Genomic DNA, 21,571 nt, shown 5'->3' with positions numbered 1-21,571 from the left:
GAGAGATCTCCCCGCGCCCCTCGTCCGTTTTTCCCGTTCCCCCGTTGCCCCCGTTTCCGGCCGGGCGGCCGGGCGGCCGGGGGTCAGCAGGTCAGGTCGTCGGTGCGGCCCAGCGCGTCCGGCTGGGTCTCCTCGATCCGGCGCAGCATCCTGGTCAGCGTGGCGGCCAGTTCCGGGCGGGCCCCGCCGGCCACGTCCTGCAGCAGGTCGGCCTCGAAGACGGCGGCCATCCGCATCAGCTCCAGCCACTTGTCGCGGCCCTCGGCGGTCAGCTCGATGATCACCCGGACCCGGTTGGCCTCGTCGCGCTCCCGGGTGACCAGGCCCTCGGTGACCATCCGGTCGATCCGGTGGGTCATCGCGGCCGGGGTCAGGCCGAGCCGCTTGGCCAGCTCGCCCGGGCCCAGCCGGTAGGGCGCACCGGCGAACACCAGCGCCTTGAGCACCTCCCACTCGGCCGAGGTGATGCCGAGGGTGGCCAGCTGGCGGCCGTACGCCACGTTCATCCGGCGGGCCAGCCGGGAGAGGGTGGAGACGATCGTCTCCACCTGCGGGTCCACGGTGGGGAATTCCCGCTGGTAGACGGCCACCTGTTCGGCGATGCCGAGCTCGGTGGCGGTCTGGGGCTCCGCTCTGCGTGCGCTCATGGGGTCATTCTCCCACGCAGCGTGCAGCCGTTAAGCCTTTGACGCCTTAAGCTTCGGATGGTAAGACTTTAGGTCTGAAATCTTACGGAGTAAAGGCCGGGCTGCGGAGCCCGGCCCGACGCATGCGAAGAGGGGTGTGCAGTGAAGGAGTGGGGCGGCCGACTGCGCCGCGTCCAGGTCGGCAACGCGCTCAGCGCGTTCGGCAGCGGCTTCACCTTGCCGTACATGTTCGTGTACGTGGACCAGGTGCGGGGCCTCGGCGCCGCGGCGGCGGGCGCGGTGTTCACCGTGTTCGCGCTCGCCGCGCTGGCCGTGCTGCCGTTCACGGGCCGCGGCATCGACCGGTACGGGCCGCGCCCGGTGCTGCTGGCCGGCACCGCGATGGCCGCGGCCGGCGCGTTCGCCTTCGGGCAGGCCGCCGGTACGGCCGGGTTGCTGCTCTCCTCCTTCCTGTTCGGCGCGGGCGTCACCACCTGCCAGCCCGCGCTCGCCACGATGATCGTCCGCTGCACCGGGCGCACCGAGCGCTCCCGCGCCTTCGCGCTCCAGTTCACCCTGGTCAACCTCGGCATGGGCATCGGCGCCCTGGTCGGCGGCCAGATCGTCGACACCTCCGACCCGGCCAGCCTGACCAGGCTGTTCACCATCGAGGCGCTGACCTTCCTCGGCCTGGCCGCCGTCACCGGCACCGCCAAGATGCCCCCGGCCGTGGTCGAACCGGCCCCGGCGGGCAGCCCGGCGAAGGGTGGCGGGCTGCGGGCGATGGTCGCCGACAAGGCGATGCTGCGGCTGTGCGTCCTCGCCGGACTGATCTTCTTCACCTGCTACGGGCAGTTCGAGTCCGGCGTCGCCGCGTTCGCCACCGACACCGTCGGCACCGCGCCCTCCACCCTCGGCCTCGCCATCGGCGCCAACGCGCTGACCATCGTGCTGCTGCAGATGTTCGTCGTCCGGATCACCGAGCGCCGCCGCCGCACCACCGCGATGGCCGCCGCCGGTGCGGTCTGGCTGGCCGCCTGGGGCATGGCCGTGGTGGCCGGGCTGATCCGCACCGAGGCGGTGGCCGCGACGGTGGCGATCGTCGCCGTCTACGCCCTGTTCGGCGTCGGCGAGTCGCTGCTCGCCCCCACCATGGGCCCGATCGTCGCCGACCTCGCCCCCAGCCGGCTGCTCGGCACCTACAACGCCGGGTACGCGCTGGTGAAGCAGATCGCGGTCGCCGTCGGCCCCGCCGTCGGCGTGCTGCTGGTCGGCTCCGGGACGTGGCCGCTGTACCTCGCCGCGATGGCGCTGTGCACGCTGCTGATCGTCGCCCTCGCCGTCCGCCTGCGCGAGCACCTCACGCCCGCGCAGGACAACGTCCGGGTGCTGTCGGTGCCGCAGCACGAGCTGCGCGAGCTCCAGACGGCGGCCTGAGCAGCCCCTTGGGGGCATTCAGGGGCCCGGGGAACGGCGGGTCCGTGCTGCGCAGTGGCCCCGTTAGGGGCCCGGGGAACGGCGGGGCCGTGCTGCTGGTGGCCGGAGCCCATCGAAGGTCCGTGCTGCTGCGTGCAGTGACAAGAACCGAAAGCAGATGCGCGCCACGGCAGTGCACCGTCAGCAGCCTGGGCCTCGCCGTTCCCCGAGCCCCTGGCGGGGGCTCTCGCCGTTCCCCGAGCCCCTGGCGGGGGCTCTCGCCGTTCCCCGAGCCCCTGGTTTCGCCTCTCGCCGTTCCCCGAGCCCCTGGGGGTCAGCGGGCGACGGGCATCAGCAGCGAGAAGGTGTCCGTGCGGGCGGGGAAGCGGATGGCGAGCGGGGCGATCGGGCCGCCGAGCTCCAGGACGAGCTGCTCGGCGGTGCCGGCGGCTTCGAGCAGGAAGTCGCGGTTGACGTGGACCAGCAGGTCGCCGGGGGAGGCGGCGCCGGGGAGGGCGTCGGCGGGGGTGGCGGTCAGGGTGGCGGTGGGGGCCTCGTCGTCGATGCCCCCGGGGAGGGCGCGCAACTGGGCGGCGGTCAGGGTGATCCGGTGGGTGGGCTCCAGCCGGAGCAGGCGGCGGTAGTCGGGGAAGTCCGTCTCGACGGGCTCGCCGGAGAGCGCGCGCCCGGCCGCCCGGATGGTGAACGAGCCGCCGTCCAGGGTCAGTTCGGCCTCCTCGGCGTCGGCGAGCAGGGCCCGGGCGGCGTCCGCGAGGGCGGTGGGCAGCAGGGCGGAGGCCGGCGGGCCGTCGAGGGCGGCGGGGCAGTCGGCCACCGCGAGGCGGTAGCGGTCGGTGGCCACCAGGTGCAGCACGCCGTCCTCCGCGTCGAGGAAGACGCCGGCGACGGCGGGCAGGGCGGCGTCCGCGGGGGCGGCGAAACGCACCGCGTCCAGGGCGGCGGCCAGCGCGGGGGCGGGTACGGTCAGGCGGGTCTGCGACACGGGGAACTCCCGGGAATCGAGGAGGGAACGGACCGTGGAGAGCTCCCGGCGGGCGTCGGTCAGACCGTCCTCCAGCCGGCGCAGGTGCGCGTCCAGCTCGGCCCGGGCCTCGGCCGGGGAGCCGGTCAGCACCCGGGTGATCCCGGCCAGCGGCATCCCGACCCGGCGCAGCCGGGCCAGCAGCCGGGCGTCCGCCAACTGTTCGTCGGCGTACCGGCGGTACCCGGTGCGCGGGTCCACCTCGGCCGGGACGAAGACGCCCGCGCCGTCGTAGAACCGCAGGGTGCCGGGGCTGAGGCCGCTGGCCCTGGCCAGTTCGCCGATGCTGCGCATGGTGCTCTCCACGGGGTTGACCCTGGTCCCTCGACCTGGTCGAGGGTCAACCGTAACCGCGCGGCGCGCGCGGGGGACAATGCTCCGGGCACCCGACCCGGGTGCCCGATGGGCCGCACGGACGCAGGCTAGGATGCGGACATTGCGGACAAGTCGTCAACTGCGGTCGAACGGGGAGGGCATGGCGCTGGCGGTAGCGGAGCGGCGGCAGGAGCGGGAGACGGTGCACGCCGCGCCGGCGAAGGACAGGTACCGGTGGTGGGGCCCGCTGGCGGTGGCCGTGTTCGCCGGGGTGCTGCGGCTGTGGAACCTGGGGTACCCGCACGCCTTCGTCTTCGACGAGACGTACTACCCCAAGGACGCCTGGTCGCTGTGGCACGAGGGCTACGAGACGGCCTGGCCGGATAACGCGAACCAACTGATCCTCGGCGACCCGCAGGTCATCCCGCTCGGCAAGGCCGCCGCGTTCATCGCCCACCCGCCGCTGGGCAAGTGGATCATCGGCCTGGGCACCCACTTCTGGGGCCTGCACCCCTTCGGCTGGCGGATCGCCGTCGCCGTGCTCGGCACCCTCAGCGTGCTGATGGTCGCCCGGATCGGCCGCCGGCTGTTCCGCTCCACCCTGATCGGCTGCACCGCCGGACTGCTGCTGGCCGTCGACGGCCTGCAGTTCGTGATGAGCCGGGTCGGCCTGCTCGACGGCGTCTCCGCGTTCCTGGTGCTCGCCGCGTTCGGCGCCCTGCTGGTCGACCGCGACCGCACCCGGGACGTGCTGCGCGCCGCCCGCGCCGAGGGCGGCCGGGCCGCCGACGAGGTCCGCCTCGGCCTGCGCCCCTGGCGGCTCGCCGCCGGCGTGCTGCTCGGCGCGGCCTGCGCCGTCAAGTGGACCGGCGCGCCCGTGCTCGCCGTGTTCACCGTCCTCGTCCTGCTCTGGGACCAGGCCGGCCGGCGCGCCGCCGGGGCCCACCGGGCCTGGCGGTCGATGCTCCGCCGCGACCTGTGGCCCGCCGCGCTGTCGATGCCCCTCGCCGCGCTGGTCACCTACCTGCTCTCCTGGACCGGCTGGCTGGCCACCGACGGCGGCTACGACCGGCACTGGGCGGACGGGCGGTCCGGGGCCTTCGACTGGGTGCCCGCGCCGCTGCGCAGCCTGTGGCACTACCACTCCGAGATCTGGCACTTCAACACCACGCTGACCTCCCCGCACACCTACCAGTCCAACCCGTGGAGCTGGCTGGTCCAGGGCCGCCCGGTCTCCATGTACTGGGAGCAGCTGAAGCCCGGGGAGAAGGGCTGCACCGCGTCCGACGGCTGCGCCAGCCAGATCCTCGCGCTGGGCACCCCGGTCCTGTGGTGGGCGGCCTGCTTCGCGCTGGCGTACGCGCTCTACCGCTGGTTCTTCCGGCGTGACTGGCGCTCCGGGGCGATCCTGGCCGCCGTCGCCGCCGTCTACCTGCCCTGGTTCCAGTACCAGCAGCGCACCGTCTTCTCCTTCTACATGGTGGTGCTGGTGCCGTTCCTGTGCCTGGCCGTCGCGCAGATGCTCGGCGCGATGCTCGGCCCGGCCGGCAGCACGCCGAGCCGGCGGCGGTGGGGCGCGGCCGGGGCCGGGCTGATCGTGGTCGCGGTCATCGGGTGCTTCGCGTTCTTCCTCCCGCTGTACACCGCGGAAATGATCCCGATGTCCGACTGGCACACCCGGATGTGGTTCGTCAGTTGGATCTGACCGACCCGGCCGCGCGGTGAGCGCCCCGGCCCCGGCCGGCGGGCAGCTGCTGCCGGTCACCCCGGCGCTGGGCGCGGCCTGCGCGCTGCTGCTGGCCGCCGCCGCGCTGATCGCCGGACGGGGCGGCCTCGGGCACGGCCGGGCGGTGCTCCGGGCCGGGCTGCGGGCGGCCGTCCAACTGGCCCTGGTCGCCCTGGTGATCGCCTGGGTGGTGCGCTCGCTGTGGACGTCCGGGCTGTTCGTGCTGCTGATGTTCGCCGTCGCGGTGCGGACCGCCGGGCGGCGGATCGGCGAGGGCGGGCGGGTCGGCGCGGGCGGCGCGGTGGACGTGGGCGGGACGGGCGGGTGCGGGGTGCCGCCGGGCGGTGGGAGTGGGTGTGGGCGGCCGTGCCGATCGCCGCCGGGGTGCTGCCCGTCCTGCTGCTGCTCGCCGCGACCGGGCTGCTGCCCGCCCGGGGCATCACCGTCATCCCGGTGGCCGGAATCCTGATCGGCGGGGCGCTCAGCGCGACCTCGCTGGCCGGGCGCCGGGCGCTGGACGAACTGCGGTCGCGGCACGGCGAGGTGGAGGCCGCCCTCGCGCTGGGCTTCGAGGAGCGCGACGCCCGGCTGGAGATCTGCCGCGCCGCCGCCGCGACCTCGCTGGTCCCCGCCCTCGACCAGACCCGCACCGTCGGCCTGGTCACCCTGCCCGGCGCGTTCGTCGGCATGCTGCTCGGCGGGGCGACGCCGGTGCAGGCCGGGGCGGTGCAGCTGTTCGTGCTGGTGGCGCTGCTCGCGGTGGAGGCGGTCGCGGTGACGGCGGTGCTGGAACTGGTCGGCCGGGGGCTGGTCGGCCGGGGGCCGGTCGGGGCGGCCGACGGCGTCCGGTAGGCTCGGCGGGTTGTTGAAGGGGAGTAGCCCTCCACCGGACCGTCGACACACCGGCCAGTCCCTCGCGGGGCGGCCCGGCGCCCGGGGCATCCTGCGGGGTGTCGGCGAGACCTTCGGCCGCAGTGCTGTGACCATGAACCAGTGCTGCCGGGCCGAGGCGTCCCCCGCTGCGGGTGGCTCGGGGCCGGCGGCCCCGAGACGGAGAGACCCCACCACCGATGAACAGCCTGACCATCGCTGCGCTGACGTTCGGCATCGTCTTCCTCGCCGAACTCCCGGACAAGACCGCCCTGGCCAGCCTGGTCCTCGGCACCAAGTACCGCGCGGGCTACGTCTTCGCGGGCATCGCCGCGGCGTTCGCCCTCCAGGTCGGCCTGGCGCTGGTCGCCGGCGGCCTGCTCGCCCTGCTGCCGCACCGCTGGGTGGAGGCCATCACCGGCCTGCTGTTCCTGGGCGGCGCGGCCATGCTGCTGTGGCACAAGGAGGACGAGGACGACGGCGCCGAGGGCCGGGAGCCCGCGAACCACTCCTTCTGGAAGGTCGCCGGGACCAGCTTCGCCATCGTCGCGGTCGCCGAGTTCGGCGACCTCACCCAGATCATGACCGCCAACCTGGCCGCCAAGTACGACGACCCGCTGGCCGTCGGCCTCGGCGCGTGGCTGGCGCTGTGCGCGGTCGGCGGCGTGGCCGTCGTCGGCGGGCAGAAGCTGCTCCAGCACGTGCCGATGAAGGTCATCGTGCGGATCGCCGCGCTGGCGATGATCGTGCTGGCGGGGTGGAGCCTGTTCAAGGCGGTCACCGGCTGACGGCCCGTCGGGCGATTCCCCGGGGGCGGTCGGTCTGCCGTCAGGCCGGGTGGTGGGTGGCGGGCGGCCGGGCCGCGGAGCGGTCGGCGGGCCGATCGCGCGGTTCGGCGGGGGGTGACGCGGGGTCAGCAGGTGTCGCCGGTCGGCGTCTTCGCCAGGGCCTCCTGGGTGGCCGTGTCGTAGACGCCCTCCTGGTAGCCCTTGTTCTTGCCGCCGCCGCCGAACAGGTCGTGCTGGACGTCCGTGAGGACCTGCCGCGTCCAGTCGCCGAAGCCCGCCTGGCCGCTGCGGGTGCGGTCGATGGTCAGCGGCCCGATCCGGTTGCACCGGTAGGCCATCAGGGACTGCTGCATCTGCGTCACCGCCGGGCCGGTGTCGCCGAACTTCAGCACCTTGCCGGCGACCGTCGGCTGGGCGGAGGTGCTCGGCGCGGCCGGAGTGCTCGGTGCGGCCGGGGTGCTCGGCGCGGCCGGGGCCTCGCTGGTCGGGGCGACGGCGGCCTTGCTGGTGACGGCCTGGGTCGGACGGGACGTGGTGCGGGTCGGCGAGGCGCTCTCCGACGGCTCGGCCGGGGCGGGGGCCGGGGCGGTGGGGCTCGGCGAGACCTCGGCGGGGGAGGACACCGCCGGGCCGGTCGGCGCGGGCAGCGCCTTGTCGACCGGCGTCGACGAGGAGGACAGCAGCATCGCCAGGCTCGCGCCCAGCGCGGTCACCCCGACCGCACCGCCCGCGATCACCAGTCGGCGGCGGTCGGCGCTCTGGCGGCGCCGCTCCCGGCGGTCGGCCCGGCTGACCGGGCCCTCCGTGCCGTCCTCGCGGAAGGTGAACATGCCGAGGTCGGTGGCGGGCTCCCGGGACCACGCCTCGTCCTCGTGCACGTCATCGATGTCGTGTCGTGGATCGGGCCCGCCGAGCTTGAGCACCTGGGTCGCCTCGGCGTCGGTCGGCGCCGGGGGCGGGGCCGGGGCCACCGGCGGGTAGGCGGCCGTGACCGGCGAGGCCACCGGCGGAGCCACCACCGGGCCCAGGGTGAGCGGCATGGTCTGCTCGGCCGCGGGCACCTGGCCCGGCACCTGCGTCGGCCCGGGCGGCGGGATCGGCACGAAACGGCCCGGCGCCCCCTGCGGCGGCGTGTGCTGCGGCGGGACGGGCGGCAGCAGCTGGGTCGCGGCGGCGTCCGGTTGCGGTTGCGGGTGCGGTTGTTGCTGCGGCGGGGCCGGGGCAGCGGGGGCCGGGACGGCGGACGGCGGCGGCCCGAACGGGCTGGCGGCCTGCGGGACGTGCGGGGCCCGGCTCGGCGGCGGAGGGGGCGGGGCCGCGGCGGGCGCAACGGTGATCGGCTGCACGGCGGGCGGCTGCGCGGCGGTCGTCGGCACGGCGACCGGCGGGACGGCGACCGGCTGCGGGGGCCCCGGCTGCGGGGGGCCCGCCGGGTGCGCGGCGATCGGCTGCACCGGCGGCGGGACGCTCCTGGTGGCGAACGGGTCGAGGGCCGGGTCCCCGGGCTCCACCACGGACGCCCCGGCCACGTACGGCCGCACCAGCGGCGGCCCCTCCAGGTGCGGGAGGACGGCGGTCTCCTCGACCGGGGAGACGGCGTGGCACGCACAACTGCCGGCCGTGCGCGCGGTACCGCAGCGGGGGCAGCGCTCTGCCGGCATGGGCCGGTCCTCCTCGGGTCGGAATCGAACGGGGTGATTATGCAGGAGCATTCCCCGGGGCGACAGGGACGCCCTGGTCCCGACCCGCTTCCCGCCCGGTTTGCCAGGGTTTCGCCGGGTTGCCCCCCACCCCCGGGGGCGCGACGGCGCCCGCCCCCGCCGTCCGTCGGTTCCGGACCTGTTCGAGGGGCGGGTGCGGCTCCGAGTACCGTCCTCCCGGGCTGCGGAGCGTAGCCAGGCGGGGTGGGCGGACAGTAACGTCAGTGCGAGCCCGGGCCCGCGGGCGGCGTGCGGGGGAGAACCGCCGTCCGAGAGGGCCCTTTCCCCTCCCCGCCCGGTCCGCTGCCGTGCGCACCGCTGCGGGCCAACGACCGCGAAGAGCCGCCGCAGGAGCCGCTGATGGACGACGAGATTCAACTGATCAGTGACGGCGACGGCCTGGCGGTCATCGGCGACCGGGAGGCGGTCGAGCGCTTCCTCGTCTCCGAAGGGCTGCCGTCGAAGGACCTCGGGCTGCCCCGGCTCCGGTCGGTGCTGGGCGCCGGGGCCGGGGCCGCGCAGGCGGGCTCCGGGATCGCGGCCGACTCCGCCCGCTGGGTGAAGCTGACCGAGAAGTCCGCGCAAGCTCTCAAGAAGCACGGACTGATGAAGGGGTCGCACCCGGGGGCCGGCCGTGCCGTGTTGACCGAGAAGGGCAAGATCAAGGAGATCCTCGAACTGTCGACGAGCCGCGGCTCGTTCCTGGCCAACCCGGCGGTGCTGGCCGGCGCCGCGACGCTCATGGCGCAACTCGCGATGCAGCAGGCCATGGACGAGATCACCGATTACCTCGCCGCGATCGACGAGAAGGTCGAGGACGTGCTCCGCGCCCAGGAGGACGCGGTGCTGGCGGACATGGTCGGGGCGGGCCTGGTCATCGAGGAGGCCATGACCGTTCGGGAGCAGGTGGGTCGGGTCTCCGAGATCACCTGGTCGAAGGTGCAGGCCACGTCCGGGACGATCGTCCGGACCCAGGTCTACGCGCTGCGGCAACTCGACGCGCTCGCCGGGAAGATGGAGCGCAAGACCAAGATCGGCGACCTGGCGCGGACGGCCCGGGGCGCGGAGTCCACGGTGCGGGAGTGGCTCGCCGTGCTGGCCCGCTGCTTCCAACTGCACGACGCGCTCGCCGTGCTCGAACTCGATCGGGTCCTGGACGCCGATCCGGACGAACTGGATCGGCACCGTCTCGGACTCCGCATCGCCCGGCGGAACCGGATGGAGCTGATCACGCGGAGCACCGAGCGGCTGATGGCCCGGCTGGACGCGGCCGTCGACGAGGCCAACGCGAAGGTGCTGCTCCACCCGACCGCGTCCCCGGCCGTGGTGCACGCGGGAAACCAGGTCGCGATCGCGGTCACGGACTTCCACGCCCGGATCGGGAGCGAGCACGACCGGCAGGAGCTGGACGCGCGGCGCTGGACCGATGCGGCGGCGGAGGTCAGGGACCGGGCGCTCGAAACGGGGGCGGAAGGCGTCAACGCCGCCGTGCGCCTGGGCAACGAGACCTTCGGCCGGGCCAGGACGGTGACGGGCCGGATCTCCAACGGCCTCGCCGGACGAGTGCTACGGCGGCGCGGGGCCGACGAGGAGGCTTGATCCGGCCGGGCTCCCAGCCGTCCGTCCCTCAGCCGTCCGCAGCGGCTTCGGCTTCGGCTGCGGGGCCTGCTTCGGTGGACTGGTTGCGGAACTGCTGGGGGCTGAGGCCGCGGACCCGCTTGAAGGCGGCGCTGAGGGCGAAGCCGCTGCCGTAGCCGACCCGGCGGGCCACGGCGGAGAGGGTGGCGTCCGGTTCGGCCAGCAGGTCGGCGGCCCGGGCCAGGCGCCAGCCGGTGAGGTAGGCCATCGGGGGCTCGCCGACCAGGTCGGTGAAGCGCTTGGCCAGCGCGGCCCGGGACGACCCGCACTCCGCGGCCAGGTCCCGCACCGTCCAGGCCCGGGCCGGGTCGGCGTGCAGCAGGCCCAGGGCGCGGCCCACCAGCGGGTCGGAGTGGGCCCGGTACCAGGCCGGGGCCCGGCCGTCGTCCCGGGCGAACCAGCGGCGCAGCGCGGAGATCAGCAGCAGGTCCAGCAGCCGGTCGAGCACCGCCTCCTGGCCCGGCTCGTCCCGGCCGATCTCCGCCTCCAGCAGCGCCGGAAGCGGCGAGGACCACTCCCCGGCGTCCAGCCGCAGCACCGGCGGCAGCGCCCGCAGCAGCCGTCCGCTGACCTCGCCGTGCAGTTGGTACGTGCCGCTGAGCAGCACCGTCGCCGCGTCCCGGCCGGTGCCCCAGGTCCGCACGCCCTGGTCGAGCACCTCGCACATCCGCTCGCCGCCGACGGTGGTGGACACCTGCCCCGGGTGGATCACCACCTGCGGCGGGGTCTGCGGCCGGTCCGCGACGGTGTACGGCTCCGGGCCGCGGACGATCACCAGGTCGCCGGGGCGCAGCGGCACCGGCTCCGCGCCGTCCGGGACGACCCAGCCCGTGCCGCGCACCGCGGTGAGCACCGTCAGCGGCGCCCGGTCCTCGATCCGCAGCGACCACGGCGGGTCGAACACCGAGCGCAGCAGGAACGCCCCGCTCGCCCGGGGGCCGGTCAGCAGGGCGGTGAGCGCGTCCATGCCCGCCAGGGTAGCCGGGGCCTCCCGGGTGGACGCACGCGCATGCCGACGAGCGCCCGGGCCATGGATCACGCCCCGCCGGACGGGTTGACTGGAGGGCATGACGACACGAACGGAGGTTCCCCGCATGGCAGTTCTTCGTACGGTGACGCTGGTCGGCGCGGTCCTCCTGAGCGGGCTCAGCGCCGGACTGTTCTACTCCTACGCCTGCTCGGTGATGCCGGGCCTGGCCAAGGTCGACGACCGGGCCTTCGTCGACACCATGCAGCGCATCAACACGGCCATCCTGAACGGCTGGTTCATGCTCAGCTTCCTCGGCGCCCTGGTGCTGATCGCCGCCGCGGGCCTGCTGCACTGGCGCGGGGGCGACCGCACCGTCCTGCTGTGGATCGCCGCCGCCGTCCTCTACCTCGTGATGCTGGTCGTCACCGGCACGGTCAACGTCCCGCTCAACGACGAGCTCGCCGCCGCGGGCGCCCCCGACACGCTCACCGACCCGGCCGCCGTCCGCGCCGCCTTCGAGTCCACCTGGGTCCGGTGGAACCTCGTCCGCGCCGTCACCTCCACCGCCGCCTTCGGCTGCCTGGTCGGGGCCCTCACCCGCGCGTCCTGACCGGACGGCCGGGGTCGTCCGGCGGAGCGGTGCTACCGTGGCCGAAAGGGGTACGTACCCGTACCCGTATCCTCGATCGATCCGTCCGGAAGGGCACCATGGCCGACGCCAATGTGCGCATCCCCGCCGAAGCCCGCGACCGGCTCGCCCAGATCGCGGCCGGCGAGCACATGTCCCTGCGGGCCTACCTCTCCCACCTGGCCGAGACCCTGCTCACCCCCGCCGAGCGGGCCCGGCGAGCCGAGCAGGCCCGAGCCCAACTGCACGCCTGGAACGGCTACGACCCCGACCGGCAGGACATCGCCGACCTCGACGCCGAACTCGACCGGCGGCTCAAGCAGGCCAACGCCCGGTGACCGACACGCACATCGTCCTCGACGACACGGCCATGGTCGCCGCGGGACGTGGCGACCTCCTCGCCTCCCGACTCATCCACCGCGCCCACGCCGAGGCCGGCTGGTACCTCTACGCGCCCGCCTGCGCCCTCGTCGAAGCCGACCGCGAACGTCCCGGAACCGCCGAACACCTCGCCGCCCTACCCGCACTCACCGTCCTCGACCTCGATCTGTCCGCAGTCCTCGCCCTCGTCGCGGAGACCACCTGGGCACAGGCCCACACCCGCTACGCCGCCGTACCCACCCCCGAACGTCCGGCCGGTGCGGTTGTCGCCACCGCCGATCCGCAGCGATGGAGGAACCAACCGGTCCGGATCATGGACCTCACCCCGTAGCCGCCCCGACGAGGTCGTCAGGGTCGTCCAGCCGGACGGCACGGCCCTCCGGGCCGACGGACGGACCGAAGCGTTCGACGCCCGGGCGGGTGGTGCGCCGGGCGCGCAGCCGCAGGGAGGCCGGAGGGACGGGCGGACTTCCCCGCGCGGTGCCCCGCCGGTCGACGGCGGGCCCCACCACCGCCTCGCCGCCGTGCTCCCGGCCCGGGTGCGTCACCGCCCGTGGTGCGGCCGGGTGAGTGCGGTTCCGAACAAGGCCGTCAGGTGTCCTGGTGCGGCAGGCGGTCGGCGATGACGTCTCGGAAGAGTCGCCGGGTCGGGGTGGCGGTCGGTTCGGGGGCGCTGCGTTCGGTTCGGCGGGCTCGCCTACTGTGGCGGGATGACCATGTACGAGGCCGGCCCGGTGAGTGTTGACGCGATGATCGAGGACTTGAGGGTGCTCGTCGAGGTCGAGTCCCCGTCGCGTGACGTCGATGCCCTGACGGCGTCGGCCGAGGCCGTCGCCGGTGTCATCGAGAACCGTCTGGGCGGGAAGGCCGTCTTCGTCGGGACCGGCGCCGGGCCGCACGTCCGGTGGTCCGCCGGCGGGGACCCCAAGGTGCTGATCCTCGGCCACCACGACACGGTGTTCCCGCTCGGCACCCTCGAACGCCGACCGTTTACCGTGCGGGACGGGCACGCCACCGGCCCCGGGGTCTTCGACATGCTGGGCGGTCTCGTGCAGGCCGTTCACGGGGTGGCGCTGCTCGACGACCGGTCGGGCGTGGAAATCCTGGTGACCGCCGACGAGGAGGTCGGCTCCGGTGCCTCGAGGGCCCTCATCGAGGAGCGGGCCCTCGCCTGCGGCGCGGTGCTCGTCGTCGAGGGCGCGGCCGAGGGCGGGGCCGTGAAGACGGGGCGCAAGGGGTGCGGCACGTTCGAGGTCACCGTCACGGGCCGGGCTTCGCACGCCGGCCTCGAACCCGAAGCCGGTGTCAACGCCCTGATCGAGGCGGCTCACCAGGTGCTGGACATCGCGGCGTTCGGACGCCCCGACCTCGGCACGACCGTCGTCCCCACCGTCGCGTCGGCGGGCACGGCGGACAACGTCGTTCCCGCCGAGGCGACGATCCTCGTCGACGTCCGCGTCGCGTCGTCCGACGAGAAGGACCGCATCGAGTCCGCATTCGCCTCCCTGGTCCCGCACCTCGACGGCACGGAGATCCTGGTCCGAGGGGCCGTCACCCGCCCCCCGATGCCGGAGACCGCCTCGGCCGGGCTCTTCGCGGCGGCGCGGCTGCTCCTCCCCGGCCTCGAAGGCCGGGTGGTCGGGGGCGGGAGCGACGGCAACTTCACGGCCGCTCTCGGCGTGCCGACACTCGACGGCCTGGGCGCGGTCGGCGGCGGGGCGCACGCGGACCACGAATACCTGGTGGTCGACGCCATGGCCGGGCGGGCGAATCTGATCGCCGGCCTGGTGAACGCGATCCAGAACTCGTAGGGGCGATCGGCTCCTACGCGCCGTCACCTCCACCGCCGCCTCCGGCTGCCTCGTCGGGGCCCTCACCCGCGCGTCCTGACCGGACGGCCGGGGGCGTCCAGCCAGGCGGTGCGGCCCTCCGGGCCGACGGACAGGCCGAAGCGTTCGACGCCCGGGAGGCGGAGCCCGCGGGCGAACACGGCCGTCCAGCCGCCGAGTTACTCCGGGGACAGGGACGTGGTGGACGCGACGCCGTCGGCGGGCCAGGGTGCGGAGAGGTAGGCGCGGCTGCCCGGGCGGGTGGTGCGCTGGGCGCGCAGCCGCAGACCGAGAGCGATTCGGGCCTGTGGGAAATCGGTGCTCACCCGTTCGAACCGCTTGCCCCGGGCGGACTGTTCACGGCGGTTGCGGGACCAGGCGTCGTCCGATTCCCACCCGAGGCCCTCACCTCCGCGAGCAGCACGCGGGGCGGGCTGGGTGCATCCGCAGGGCCGATCACGTGGCTGAACGGGTGCAGGTCCGGGAGATCGATCGAGGGAGCGGTCGCCGAGGGGGCGGTCGACGGCATCAGCTACGAGGGCCTGTCGACGGTGAGGGTGGAGGGCTTCACGCCCTGCCACGGAATCCACACGAAGCCGGGAGCGAACGGGGCGAAGTGGCGTCCCATCCCGAGATCGCGGTGGAGCGACTCCGACACCACCAGGCCGCCAGGGGATCCGTTCGCGAGTTCGTCCGTCAGATCCGTGCGCAGATACGTCGTGTCGACCAGCGAGTCCGGGTCCCATCCGACCATGGCCGCCTGGTACCCATCGAACTTCGCGAGAAGGTCATAGAGGCCGTGGCCCAGCTCGGTGAGCTCTTCCGATGTCAGCCCGATCCGCGGCAACGGCCTGTCCGGGGCCGCGCCGAAACCCACCGCAACCGGCAGGACGGAAAGCTGCGCGTACGCCGGGGACTCCGCGTACTCCGGGGATTCCGAGGTGATCGTCGCGGGATGCAGCGGGATGCGATGGTGTCCGGCCTTGAGTGGTGGCCATCCCGCTGCGGTTGCGGCGGCTCCCCGCGCGGACTCAAGGTCGTCCCCGAAGTTGACCACCAGCGTGAACACGACTGCCACAGCGCCCCCCTGCATACGCGAACCGCCATGCAGCCTACGAGGCCAGCCGACTGTCGGCCAGGGCAAAACGTTGCCCGGTGCGGCACTTGCGCTCGCCGGCGGTGCAGCAACAGCGGCAGACCGTCGAGACCTCGGTGGTGGGTACCGTCATCGGCTTCGTCGTCGTCCTGGCATAGGCTCCGTCGGCGCGCGGCCCGGTTCGAACGGTTCGAGAAGGAGCGAAGGAACGCCCATGCACACCATCCGATGCGAGATCGACAGCGAGTATCGCGGCGCCGAGGCGCTGACCGATCTCGCCCGGCGATGGCTGGTCGAGGGCGCGGAGCGCCTGGAGGGCACCACCCTCCGGGCGCTCCTGGACAGCACCGGCCTGCCCGAGGACTCGCTCAAGAAGGCCGTGCCGTGCGGCCCGCCCGGAGCCCTGTGGGGCTTCGTGAACACGGACACGGTCAACCGGGCCACCGGCCGGATCACCCACAGGAGCAAGGTCCTCACCCGCAAGAACCTCCCGCACCTGCACGAATGGCTTGCCGGGGACGTGCAGTTGGCCGAGCTCGCGCTCTACCGCCTGGACGGGACCGGCATGCCGGGCAAGCAGCTGCTGCGGATGGGCGTCGCCCGGAACGACATGAGCACGGAGTGGATCCAGCTCTCCGCCGAAGCCCCGGTGGACCGCTTCGGTCCAGCCGAACAGGCCCTCTGGCGGGAGCTGCTGCGGGACTTCGCCCGCGAGGTCGACCCGTCCTACGCGCAGATCGGCTACGCCCGTGCGATCGGGCGCACCGAGCACGAGGAGCGGGTCGGCCCGCCGCTGCCCTCGATGACGCTGCCGCAGTCGCGACGGCTGCTGCGGGGGTACGAGTGGCTGATGGTCGTCCCGCGCGAGATCGCCCGGGACCTCGGTGGCGTCGCGGCGTTCGCCGCGGCCGACCCGTACCAGGTGGAGGAACTGCCGGACGGCGCCGTGCTGCTCCAGGTGACGCCCGAGTTCAGCGGCTTCACCGACGAGTGGATCGAGCGCACCTGGCGGCTGCTGAAGCCCGCCCTGCGACCCGGCAAGCCGAAGCGGTTCAGCGACCGCGTCGAGGAAAGCGAGCCGCCGAGCCGGATCTGGTACGCCGACCTCGGCTGACCCCGCCCCCGGGGTGAGAAGCTCGCCGGCCTCGAACCGCAGGATCTGCTCGCGCAGCAGGCTAGGCCCCGACACGCTCGCCGATCTGGAGCAGGCCGCCGAGAAGAACGGCAGCAGGGGCGGGCGGCCCGTCAGCCACGACGCCGGGCTCTACAAGGAGCGTATCCGGCGGTCACCGACCAGGGCGGTCGTGTGGTAGCCGTACGGGCCGGGGCGGTGGGGGTACGGGGTGCGGGGTGTCAGGTGGGGATGTCACCCGTCTTGAGGCTGGTGAGGAAGGTCTGCCAGGTGGTGGTGGGGAAGAGGAGGGCGGGGCCTTCGGGGTCCTTGCTGTCGCGGACCGGGACGATGCCGGTGGTGGTGGCGAAGGTGCGGGAGGTCTCGACGCAGTTGCCGCCGTTCTCGCCACTGTGGCTGCTCTTGGACCACGCGGCGGTGGAGAGGTCGACCTGAGGAGTCATGTCCCGCAGCCTTTCCGCCGGGGCGGAGGGGCAAACGGCGCCGAGCCGAAACCGCGTGGGGCCTCGGCTCGGGGGAGCTGGTGGGTGAGGGAGTGTCAGGCGGAGATGTCACCGCTCTTGAGGCTGGTGAGGAAGGTCTGCCAGGTGGTGGTGGGGAAGAGGAGGGCGGGGCCTTCGGGGTCCTTGCTGTCGCGGACCGGGACGATGCCGGCGGTGGTGGCGAAGGTGTGGGAGGTCTCGACGCAGTTCCCGCCGTTCTCGCCGCTGTAACTGCTCTTGGACCACGAGGCGGTGGCCAGGTCGACCTGGGGAAGCATGTTCAACAGTCCTTCCAAGATGCTGCGGATCAGCTGGGCGGAGGCCGGTGCTGACAGGGCGTTGACTCGGAGCCGATCATAGCGTCGGGCGTGGCGGGTGATCTCGGCGTTTTCGCTGATGAAGTGCCCACTGTTGAGGCTCTCCGAGTAGACGCACTCCTGGCCGTCGGGCAGTGTGACCAGAGTCTGCGACACGCTGGAGGGAGTGTGCTCGCCCATGTCGAAGGGGGCGATCTGGAGCAGGATGTTCGGGCGGCGCGTTACCTCCAGCAGCCGTTCCAGCTGTCGGGCCATTACTGCGGGGCCGCCGACCATGGTGCGGATCGCCGCCTCGTGCAGGACGACGATCAGGAGCGGCCCGTCCTCGTCGGCCTCGAAGAACCGGCTCTGTCGGTTCATGCGCGTCACCACGCGTTCGTCGATCAGCTGCTCGTTGCCCGCTGCGTCACCCTGGGCCAGCACTGCCCTGGCGTACTCCGGGGTTTGTAGCAGCCCGGCGACTCGCGATACCTGGTAGTCGCGCACCATGCTGGCCCGAGCTTCCATCTCCGCGAACCGCCGGAACCAGTCGGGATGTTCGACCCCCTGGCGCCACGGGACGCGTTCCCAGATCCGCAGCAGGAAGCCGTCCATGTTCAGCAGCTTGTCGCAGGCCCGGACGAAGTCCTGTTGGGGCACCCGTTCGGCGGCCTCGATGCGGCTGATCAGGGAGCGGTCGCAGTGGACCAGGTTGGCCAGGTCGCCCTGGGAGAGGCCGGCCTTCTCGCGGGCCCGGACGAGTTCCGAGGCGAAGAAGTCCGGTGAGCAGTAGGCGGATTCGTGCGTGCCCGTGTCCTTGTTACGCCCCATCGCGCATCTCCCCAGGTGACATAGGTACGGCCAGAGCCTGACCAGAGGTCACCGTACTGCTGTGGGTCGGCACTTGGTGACGCAAAGCTACAATTCACCCGCAGGGGAAGGGCGGTGCGGTACCGGAGTGCCCGTGGGTGCATCGCCGCAGGTGACATGGGGTTCTGTCATACGTCGAATCCTCGCCACCGTGCCTCCGTCGGCCGATAGTTGAGGTCGGAAAGCGGACGAACGGTGAGAGCGGGGCAAGAGGTGGATGCGACGGTGAGGGGCCATGCCGAGCGGGCGGCGGCCAGGGGGCACGCCCGGGAGCTGTACGCGTTGACGGGGGAGCGGCCCTCGGTGACGTGGACGTGCGGCGGGGCGGTGAAGGTCTCGGTGCGGGTGCGGGGGCGGCACGACGAGGCGCTGGCGCTGGCCGTCCTCGGGGTGCTGGGGCGGGGGGACCGGTTCGGGCACCGGAAGACGGAGCGCCGGGCCTACCTGTGGTTGGAGGTCGGCGGAGCGCCGACGGTGAGCGAGGAGTGGCGATGAGCGTGGTCGAGTTCTACCCCACCGGTGTGTTCGGGCTGCACTGGGAGGCGACGGAGGTGGACGGGGACGGCGAGGTGCGCGGCATCGTGCTGGCCGAGTCGGGCCGGGACGGCGTGGCGATCGCGCACGTGGAGCAGCCGAACGCCGTGGTGTTCGCCACCCGGGCCGAGTTCGCCCGGCTGCGGGAGATGCTGCTGGGCGGGGACTTCGACCACCTGCTGCCGTCGGGGCGGCGGCGGGCGTGAGGTGATGCAGGATGGACGGCATGAGCGTAGTGAAGATCAACGTGCTGACGGTTCCCGCTGAGCAGCGGGAGGTGCTGGAGCAGCGGTTCGCCTCGCGGGCCGGTGCGGTGGAGGGGTCGGACGGGTTCGAGTGGTTCGAGCTGCTGCGGCCGGTGGAGGGGACGGACCAGTACCTGGTGTACACGCGGTGGCGCGACGAGGAGTCGTTCCAGGCGTGGATGGAGGGCCCGATGAAGGCCGCGCACCAGGGCGGGGGCGGGGGCGAGCGTCCGCGTCCGGCGGCCAGCGGCTCCCAGGTGTGGTCGTTCGAGGTCGTGCAGCAGACGGGCCCGAAGGCGTGAGGGCGTAGCGGGGGGAGCAGGGGCCGGTCCGGAGCTTCGGTTCCGGGGGCCGGCCCCGTAACAGTGAGCACTGTCACTCGGTGCCGAGCCGCCAGGACACGGCCGCCCTCGGCCTTGGTGGCGGCGATGATTCCCGGCCCGGTGTCGGCCTGTGAGTCATGCCCCGGTTTCCTTCGGGGCGTAGCGCAGGAGCACCACGTCGCCCACTGTCCCGGCGCCCAGCAGTTTCATCCGGCGGGTACTGCCGCCTGGGAACTCGGCCGGGTGGACGAAGCGCGGTGCGCCGGGCTCGCCCACCAGCAGCGGTGCCACGGCCAGGTGGATTTCGTCGGCCAGGCCGAGGCTGAGGAACTGGGTGTGGATCTGGCCGCCGCCTTCGACCATGAGCCGCTGCACACCGCGTGTTGCCAGGTCTTCGAGCATCAGGCCGAAGTCCACTGTGTCGCCGGTGCTCACCACGTCCGCCAGGCCGTCCAAGGTGTCGCGTAGCTTCAGTGCCCCGGCGTCGGTCGTGTAGACCACCTTCTTGCCGCCGAAGTGCCAGAACTTCAGTTCACGGTCCAGGTCGCCGCTGGCCGTGACGGTGACCTTGAGCGGATACTCCGGCCTGCCGGCCGCCACCCGAGCGGCCCGGCGGTCGTCGCTGTTGACCAGGAGACGGGGGTTGTCGCTGCGCAGGGTATTGCCGCCGATGAGGATGGCGTCCGACTCGGCTCGCACCTGGTCCACCCGGTCGAAGTCGTCCGCGTTCGACAGCAGCAGTCGCTGCGGCGAGGTGTCGTCGATGTACCCGTCCACAGAGGTGGCGACGCTCAGCAGGACGAAGGGGCGCTCAGCCATCGGGGCTCCGTTCTCGCAAGGTGGGCGGTGCGGATGCCGCCAGGATGATCACACTTCATGAAGCATCACGCTGTCGAGGGCTTCGCGGAACCGTGCTACCTCTGCCACCGTGGACCAGGGCTGCAACTTGCCATCCAGTGAGGCGAGTTCAGCGAAGATTCGGGCCGATCCGGTGCTGGACGCAATTGACAGGGCATCAGATGCGGTGGCGGCTGCCTGTTCGGGGCCGACGGCGTGAAGCTGGGCCCCAGCAGATCGAGCCAGGTAGACCCCGCGGTCCCGGCGGAACGAGGCCGGAAGTGCCCGAATCGCCTGGTCGAAGCCGGTCACGGCGGCATCGTATTGGCCCAGCACGGCCCAGGAGCGGGCCCGCTGGGCTTCGGCGTAGGCCGCATCGAGCCAGTGCCCACGCTTTGCTTCGAAGTCGCTCGGCAGACTGACGAGCTCCAAGGCTTCGTCGTATGCCCGCTGACAGGCCGACTCGTCGCCGAGCAGGGCATATCCGTGCGCGCCGTAGATCGCCCCGAGGGCCGTCAGCCGACTCCGGGAAGGCGCGATCCGTTGAGCTGCTTCGGCCAGATCGACGGCATCGAGCGCTTCCCGCATGTCGCCGGCCAGCTGTGCCTTGCGGGCCGTGATGTAGACGGTGAGGTCGTGATCCCCCGCGGCGGTGGACCAGTCGACGGCCCGGTCGGCCCAGTACTGGGCGGCGCGGTGATCACCACTGTCCTGGAACAGCCAGCTACAGAACTCGGCGTATTCGGCCTGGACCTGCATCAGGTCGAGTCGGTCTCGGCCGGAGGCTTCACGCCGGAGCTGCTGGATCAGCCGGACGTGTTCCTGAGCGGTTGCCACCACTTGGCGCGGCCCGAGCATGTTGTCGCATTCGACCAGCGACCGGCGGAGCTGCCGCAGGTTCTCGACCGGGTGAACATCGGGCGACAGCAGCGGCTGAGAACGAGGCGCGGGCGCATGTGCCGCTCCTGAGACCATCGCGTCTCCAGCGACGCCGGCGGCCGAGCGGAGCGGAGCGCGGTGCGGCATCGTCACGAAGATGATCCTCCCGTCCGCAGTTCGGCAACCGACCCGTGCCTCACCGTCCGCGAGCGTCATCGCCGAGCCGATCCCGGTCAGGTCCGGAACCGTCGCCGGTTGTCCGGCATCCGGGTGGCTCGGGCTTTCTGATGCTTGCCGGGGGAGGAGCAACTCGCCGTTCGCTACTGGAGCCAGTAGATCGCCGAGTTCTGCTGCGGTGACCTTGAGCAGTGCAGCCAGTCGTGGCATCTGGAACGGCTGGGGATCACCCCGGCCACGCTCCCAGCGGATCACGGTGGAGCGGTCAACGGTGAGGGCTTCGGCAAGCCCTTCCTGGGTGAAGCCCATGGCGCGACGACGCTGGACGAACTTATCCCGTTTCGTCGCCACTCAGGTCCCCCTGCTCGCCATGGCTGATCCACCCGCCCGGCATCCGCCCAGGTCATGCCCATCCGTGCCACATGGATGCCACGTTGGTGCGCCAATTCTCCCCTGTCCCAAGCTTTCTGACGGCGGTTTCGTAGAGCTCGGCCGGACAGCGCCGCTGAACCCGGCACCAGCTTCCGGCCCCGGCCTGCCCGAGCAGGCCGGGGCCGGAAGTCCCAACCCGGCCGGCACCGGCCGGCCTGGAAGCCGTTCCACCGACGAGAGAGGTACCACTCATGCCCGAGAACCCCACGACCTCCACCGAACCGGAGGAGGACGGCCTGCTCGTCGCCCGTCGCCGGGTCACCGCGGTGCGGTCCCGCTTCGAGGTGCCGTCCGACGGCGGCTCCACCGGTGTCTCCGACAGCAACGACTGACGGCTGA

Annotated in this window: 23 protein-coding genes and 1 pseudogene; 14 read left to right on the top strand and 10 right to left on the bottom strand. The window is 73.0% G+C overall.

Annotated elements, in window-relative coordinates; translation table 11 throughout:
* Positions 1-83: 83 nt before the first annotated feature.
* Positions 84-647, bottom strand: coding sequence for a MarR family winged helix-turn-helix transcriptional regulator (locus tag HUT16_RS10370; RefSeq protein ID WP_176187627.1), 564 nt, complete (start codon positions 645-647; stop codon positions 84-86).
* 141 nt (positions 648-788) lie between these two features.
* Here HUT16_RS10370 and HUT16_RS10365 point away from each other — a divergent pair, with 141 nt between their 5' ends.
* Positions 789-2,063, top strand: coding sequence for an MFS transporter (locus HUT16_RS10365; RefSeq protein WP_176187625.1), 1,275 nt, complete (start codon positions 789-791; stop codon positions 2,061-2,063).
* A 313-nt stretch (positions 2,064-2,376) separates the two neighbouring features.
* On the opposite strand, the gene HUT16_RS10360 is transcribed toward HUT16_RS10365, so the two are convergent.
* The gene (locus tag HUT16_RS10360; protein ID WP_254897741.1) at positions 2,377-3,390 is read right to left on the bottom strand and encodes a MerR family transcriptional regulator; all 1,014 of its coding nucleotides are present in this window, start codon (positions 3,388-3,390) and stop codon (positions 2,377-2,379) included.
* 169 nt (positions 3,391-3,559) lie between these two features.
* Between HUT16_RS10360 and HUT16_RS10355 the strand changes: the two genes are divergently transcribed.
* The 3 genes and pseudogenes from HUT16_RS10355 (at position 3,560) to HUT16_RS10345 (ending at position 6,783) form a co-directional block, all read left to right on the top strand.
* On the top strand, positions 3,560-5,104 hold the full coding sequence (locus HUT16_RS10355) for a dolichyl-phosphate-mannose--protein mannosyltransferase (protein ID WP_176187623.1): 1,545 nt from the start codon (positions 3,560-3,562) through the stop codon (positions 5,102-5,104).
* Between the two features lie 46 nt (positions 5,105-5,150).
* Positions 5,151-5,977 (top strand): annotated as a pseudogene (locus tag HUT16_RS10350) (ABC transporter permease).
* Between the two features lie 218 nt (positions 5,978-6,195).
* Positions 6,196-6,783 (top strand): TMEM165/GDT1 family protein, encoded by a 588-nt coding sequence (locus HUT16_RS10345; RefSeq protein ID WP_176187615.1) that lies wholly within the window; start codon positions 6,196-6,198, stop codon positions 6,781-6,783.
* 125 nt (positions 6,784-6,908) lie between these two features.
* Here HUT16_RS10345 and HUT16_RS10340 read toward each other — a convergent pair whose 3' ends face one another.
* A complete protein-coding gene (locus tag HUT16_RS10340; RefSeq protein ID WP_176187613.1) occupies positions 6,909-8,444 on the bottom strand; it encodes a hypothetical protein in 1,536 nt (511 codons plus the stop codon).
* Between the two features lie 399 nt (positions 8,445-8,843).
* On the opposite strand from HUT16_RS10340, the gene HUT16_RS10335 reads away from it, so the two are divergent.
* Entirely contained in the window at positions 8,844-10,082 is a 1,239-nt protein-coding gene (locus HUT16_RS10335; RefSeq protein WP_176187611.1) for a hypothetical protein, read from the top strand.
* 28 nt (positions 10,083-10,110) lie between these two features.
* Here HUT16_RS10335 and HUT16_RS10330 read toward each other — a convergent pair whose 3' ends face one another.
* Positions 10,111-11,088 (bottom strand): AraC family transcriptional regulator, encoded by a 978-nt coding sequence (locus tag HUT16_RS10330; RefSeq protein WP_176187609.1) that lies wholly within the window; start codon positions 11,086-11,088, stop codon positions 10,111-10,113.
* A 127-nt stretch (positions 11,089-11,215) separates the two neighbouring features.
* On the opposite strand from HUT16_RS10330, the gene HUT16_RS10325 reads away from it, so the two are divergent.
* The 4 genes from HUT16_RS10325 (at position 11,216) to HUT16_RS10310 (ending at position 13,911) form a co-directional block, all read left to right on the top strand.
* Entirely contained in the window at positions 11,216-11,701 is a 486-nt protein-coding gene (locus tag HUT16_RS10325) for a DUF1772 domain-containing protein (RefSeq protein ID WP_176187607.1), read from the top strand.
* A 98-nt stretch (positions 11,702-11,799) separates the two neighbouring features.
* Positions 11,800-12,057, top strand: a complete 258-nt coding sequence (locus HUT16_RS10320) for a hypothetical protein (RefSeq protein WP_176187605.1) — start codon at positions 11,800-11,802, stop codon at positions 12,055-12,057.
* Complete coding sequence (locus tag HUT16_RS10315) at positions 12,054-12,431, top strand: hypothetical protein (protein ID WP_176187603.1); 378 nt, start codon at positions 12,054-12,056, stop codon at positions 12,429-12,431. Before HUT16_RS10320 ends, HUT16_RS10315 begins: the two co-directional genes overlap by 4 nt.
* A 379-nt stretch (positions 12,432-12,810) precedes the next feature.
* Complete coding sequence (locus HUT16_RS10310; RefSeq protein WP_176187601.1) at positions 12,811-13,911, top strand: M20 family metallopeptidase; 1,101 nt, start codon at positions 12,811-12,813, stop codon at positions 13,909-13,911.
* Positions 13,912-14,108: 197 nt separating this feature from the next.
* Here the strand turns inward: HUT16_RS10310 and HUT16_RS10305 are convergent, their stop codons facing one another.
* Together HUT16_RS10305 and HUT16_RS10300 are read right to left on the bottom strand one after the other, a co-directional pair.
* Positions 14,109-14,255, bottom strand: coding sequence for a hypothetical protein (locus HUT16_RS10305; protein ID WP_176187599.1), 147 nt, complete (start codon positions 14,253-14,255; stop codon positions 14,109-14,111).
* A gap of 206 nt (positions 14,256-14,461) precedes the next feature.
* Positions 14,462-15,007, bottom strand: a complete 546-nt coding sequence (locus HUT16_RS10300) for a hypothetical protein (protein ID WP_176187597.1) — start codon at positions 15,005-15,007, stop codon at positions 14,462-14,464.
* Positions 15,008-15,239: 232 nt separating this feature from the next.
* Here HUT16_RS10300 and HUT16_RS10295 point away from each other — a divergent pair, with 232 nt between their 5' ends.
* A complete protein-coding gene (locus HUT16_RS10295; RefSeq protein ID WP_176187595.1) occupies positions 15,240-16,139 on the top strand; it encodes a hypothetical protein in 900 nt (299 codons plus the stop codon).
* A gap of 239 nt (positions 16,140-16,378) precedes the next feature.
* Here HUT16_RS10295 and HUT16_RS10290 read toward each other — a convergent pair whose 3' ends face one another.
* Both HUT16_RS10290 and HUT16_RS10285 read right to left on the bottom strand, forming a co-directional pair.
* A complete protein-coding gene (locus HUT16_RS10290) occupies positions 16,379-16,600 on the bottom strand; it encodes a DUF397 domain-containing protein (RefSeq protein WP_176187593.1) in 222 nt (73 codons plus the stop codon).
* A gap of 95 nt (positions 16,601-16,695) precedes the next feature.
* Positions 16,696-17,766 carry a Scr1 family TA system antitoxin-like transcriptional regulator gene (locus HUT16_RS10285; protein ID WP_254897740.1) on the bottom strand — a complete coding sequence of 357 codons (1,071 nt, stop codon included), beginning with the start codon at positions 17,764-17,766 and terminating at the stop codon, positions 16,696-16,698.
* A 264-nt stretch (positions 17,767-18,030) separates the two neighbouring features.
* Here HUT16_RS10285 and HUT16_RS10280 point away from each other — a divergent pair, with 264 nt between their 5' ends.
* From HUT16_RS10280 to HUT16_RS10270, 3 genes are read left to right on the top strand one after another with little or no spacing between them, the layout of a single operon-like run.
* Positions 18,031-18,300 carry a hypothetical protein gene (locus HUT16_RS10280; RefSeq protein WP_254897739.1) on the top strand — a complete coding sequence of 90 codons (270 nt, stop codon included), beginning with the start codon at positions 18,031-18,033 and terminating at the stop codon, positions 18,298-18,300.
* The gene (locus HUT16_RS10275; protein WP_176187589.1) at positions 18,297-18,545 is read left to right on the top strand and encodes a hypothetical protein; all 249 of its coding nucleotides are present in this window, start codon (positions 18,297-18,299) and stop codon (positions 18,543-18,545) included. Before HUT16_RS10280 ends, HUT16_RS10275 begins: the two co-directional genes overlap by 4 nt.
* A gap of 20 nt (positions 18,546-18,565) precedes the next feature.
* Positions 18,566-18,886: an antibiotic biosynthesis monooxygenase gene (locus HUT16_RS10270; RefSeq protein ID WP_176187587.1), complete on the top strand. Its 321-nt coding sequence runs from the start codon at positions 18,566-18,568 to the stop codon at positions 18,884-18,886.
* A gap of 156 nt (positions 18,887-19,042) precedes the next feature.
* On the opposite strand, the gene HUT16_RS10265 is transcribed toward HUT16_RS10270, so the two are convergent.
* Both HUT16_RS10265 and HUT16_RS10260 read right to left on the bottom strand, forming a co-directional pair.
* Positions 19,043-19,726, bottom strand: coding sequence for a dihydrofolate reductase family protein (locus tag HUT16_RS10265; protein WP_176187585.1), 684 nt, complete (start codon positions 19,724-19,726; stop codon positions 19,043-19,045).
* 48 nt (positions 19,727-19,774) lie between these two features.
* Positions 19,775-21,151 (bottom strand): helix-turn-helix domain-containing protein, encoded by a 1,377-nt coding sequence (locus tag HUT16_RS10260; protein ID WP_176187583.1) that lies wholly within the window; start codon positions 21,149-21,151, stop codon positions 19,775-19,777.
* 272 nt (positions 21,152-21,423) lie between these two features.
* Here HUT16_RS10260 and HUT16_RS10255 point away from each other — a divergent pair, with 272 nt between their 5' ends.
* Positions 21,424-21,564: a hypothetical protein gene (locus HUT16_RS10255; protein WP_176187581.1), complete on the top strand. Its 141-nt coding sequence runs from the start codon at positions 21,424-21,426 to the stop codon at positions 21,562-21,564.
* Positions 21,565-21,571: the final 7 nt, after the last annotated feature.

The sequence above is a fragment of the Kitasatospora sp. NA04385 genome (genome assembly GCF_013364235.1).
Lineage (GTDB): Bacteria > Actinomycetota > Actinomycetes > Streptomycetales > Streptomycetaceae > Kitasatospora.
Note: the sequence above shows the minus strand (reverse complement) of the source record. Positions and strands in the feature narration are given on the sequence as shown.

Bases quoted from the DNA above. Each gene is read 5' to 3' on its own strand.
- HUT16_RS10325 (WP_176187607.1), top strand. From the start codon at position 11,216: ATGGCAGTTCTTCGTACGGTGACGCTGGTCGGCGCGGTCCTCCTGAGC.
- HUT16_RS10330 (WP_176187609.1), bottom strand. From the start codon at position 11,088: ATGGACGCGCTCACCGCCCTGCTGACCGGCCCCCGGGCGAGCGGGGCG.
- HUT16_RS10345 (WP_176187615.1), top strand. From the start codon at position 6,196: ATGAACAGCCTGACCATCGCTGCGCTGACGTTCGGCATCGTCTTCCTC.
- HUT16_RS10265 (WP_176187585.1), bottom strand. From the start codon at position 19,726: ATGGCTGAGCGCCCCTTCGTCCTGCTGAGCGTCGCCACCTCTGTGGAC.
- HUT16_RS10270 (WP_176187587.1), top strand. From the start codon at position 18,566: ATGAGCGTAGTGAAGATCAACGTGCTGACGGTTCCCGCTGAGCAGCGG.
- HUT16_RS10355 (WP_176187623.1), top strand. From the start codon at position 3,560: ATGGCGCTGGCGGTAGCGGAGCGGCGGCAGGAGCGGGAGACGGTGCAC.
- HUT16_RS10285 (WP_254897740.1), bottom strand. From the start codon at position 17,766: ATGGGGCGTAACAAGGACACGGGCACGCACGAATCCGCCTACTGCTCA.
- HUT16_RS10340 (WP_176187613.1), bottom strand. From the start codon at position 8,444: ATGCCGGCAGAGCGCTGCCCCCGCTGCGGTACCGCGCGCACGGCCGGC.
- HUT16_RS10295 (WP_176187595.1), top strand. From the start codon at position 15,240: ATGCACACCATCCGATGCGAGATCGACAGCGAGTATCGCGGCGCCGAG.
- HUT16_RS10255 (WP_176187581.1), top strand. From the start codon at position 21,424: ATGCCCGAGAACCCCACGACCTCCACCGAACCGGAGGAGGACGGCCTG.
- HUT16_RS10275 (WP_176187589.1), top strand. From the start codon at position 18,297: ATGAGCGTGGTCGAGTTCTACCCCACCGGTGTGTTCGGGCTGCACTGG.
- HUT16_RS10310 (WP_176187601.1), top strand. From the start codon at position 12,811: ATGACCATGTACGAGGCCGGCCCGGTGAGTGTTGACGCGATGATCGAG.
- HUT16_RS10290 (WP_176187593.1), bottom strand. From the start codon at position 16,600: ATGACTCCTCAGGTCGACCTCTCCACCGCCGCGTGGTCCAAGAGCAGC.
- HUT16_RS10320 (WP_176187605.1), top strand. From the start codon at position 11,800: ATGGCCGACGCCAATGTGCGCATCCCCGCCGAAGCCCGCGACCGGCTC.
- HUT16_RS10370 (WP_176187627.1), bottom strand. From the start codon at position 647: ATGAGCGCACGCAGAGCGGAGCCCCAGACCGCCACCGAGCTCGGCATC.
- HUT16_RS10335 (WP_176187611.1), top strand. From the start codon at position 8,844: ATGGACGACGAGATTCAACTGATCAGTGACGGCGACGGCCTGGCGGTC.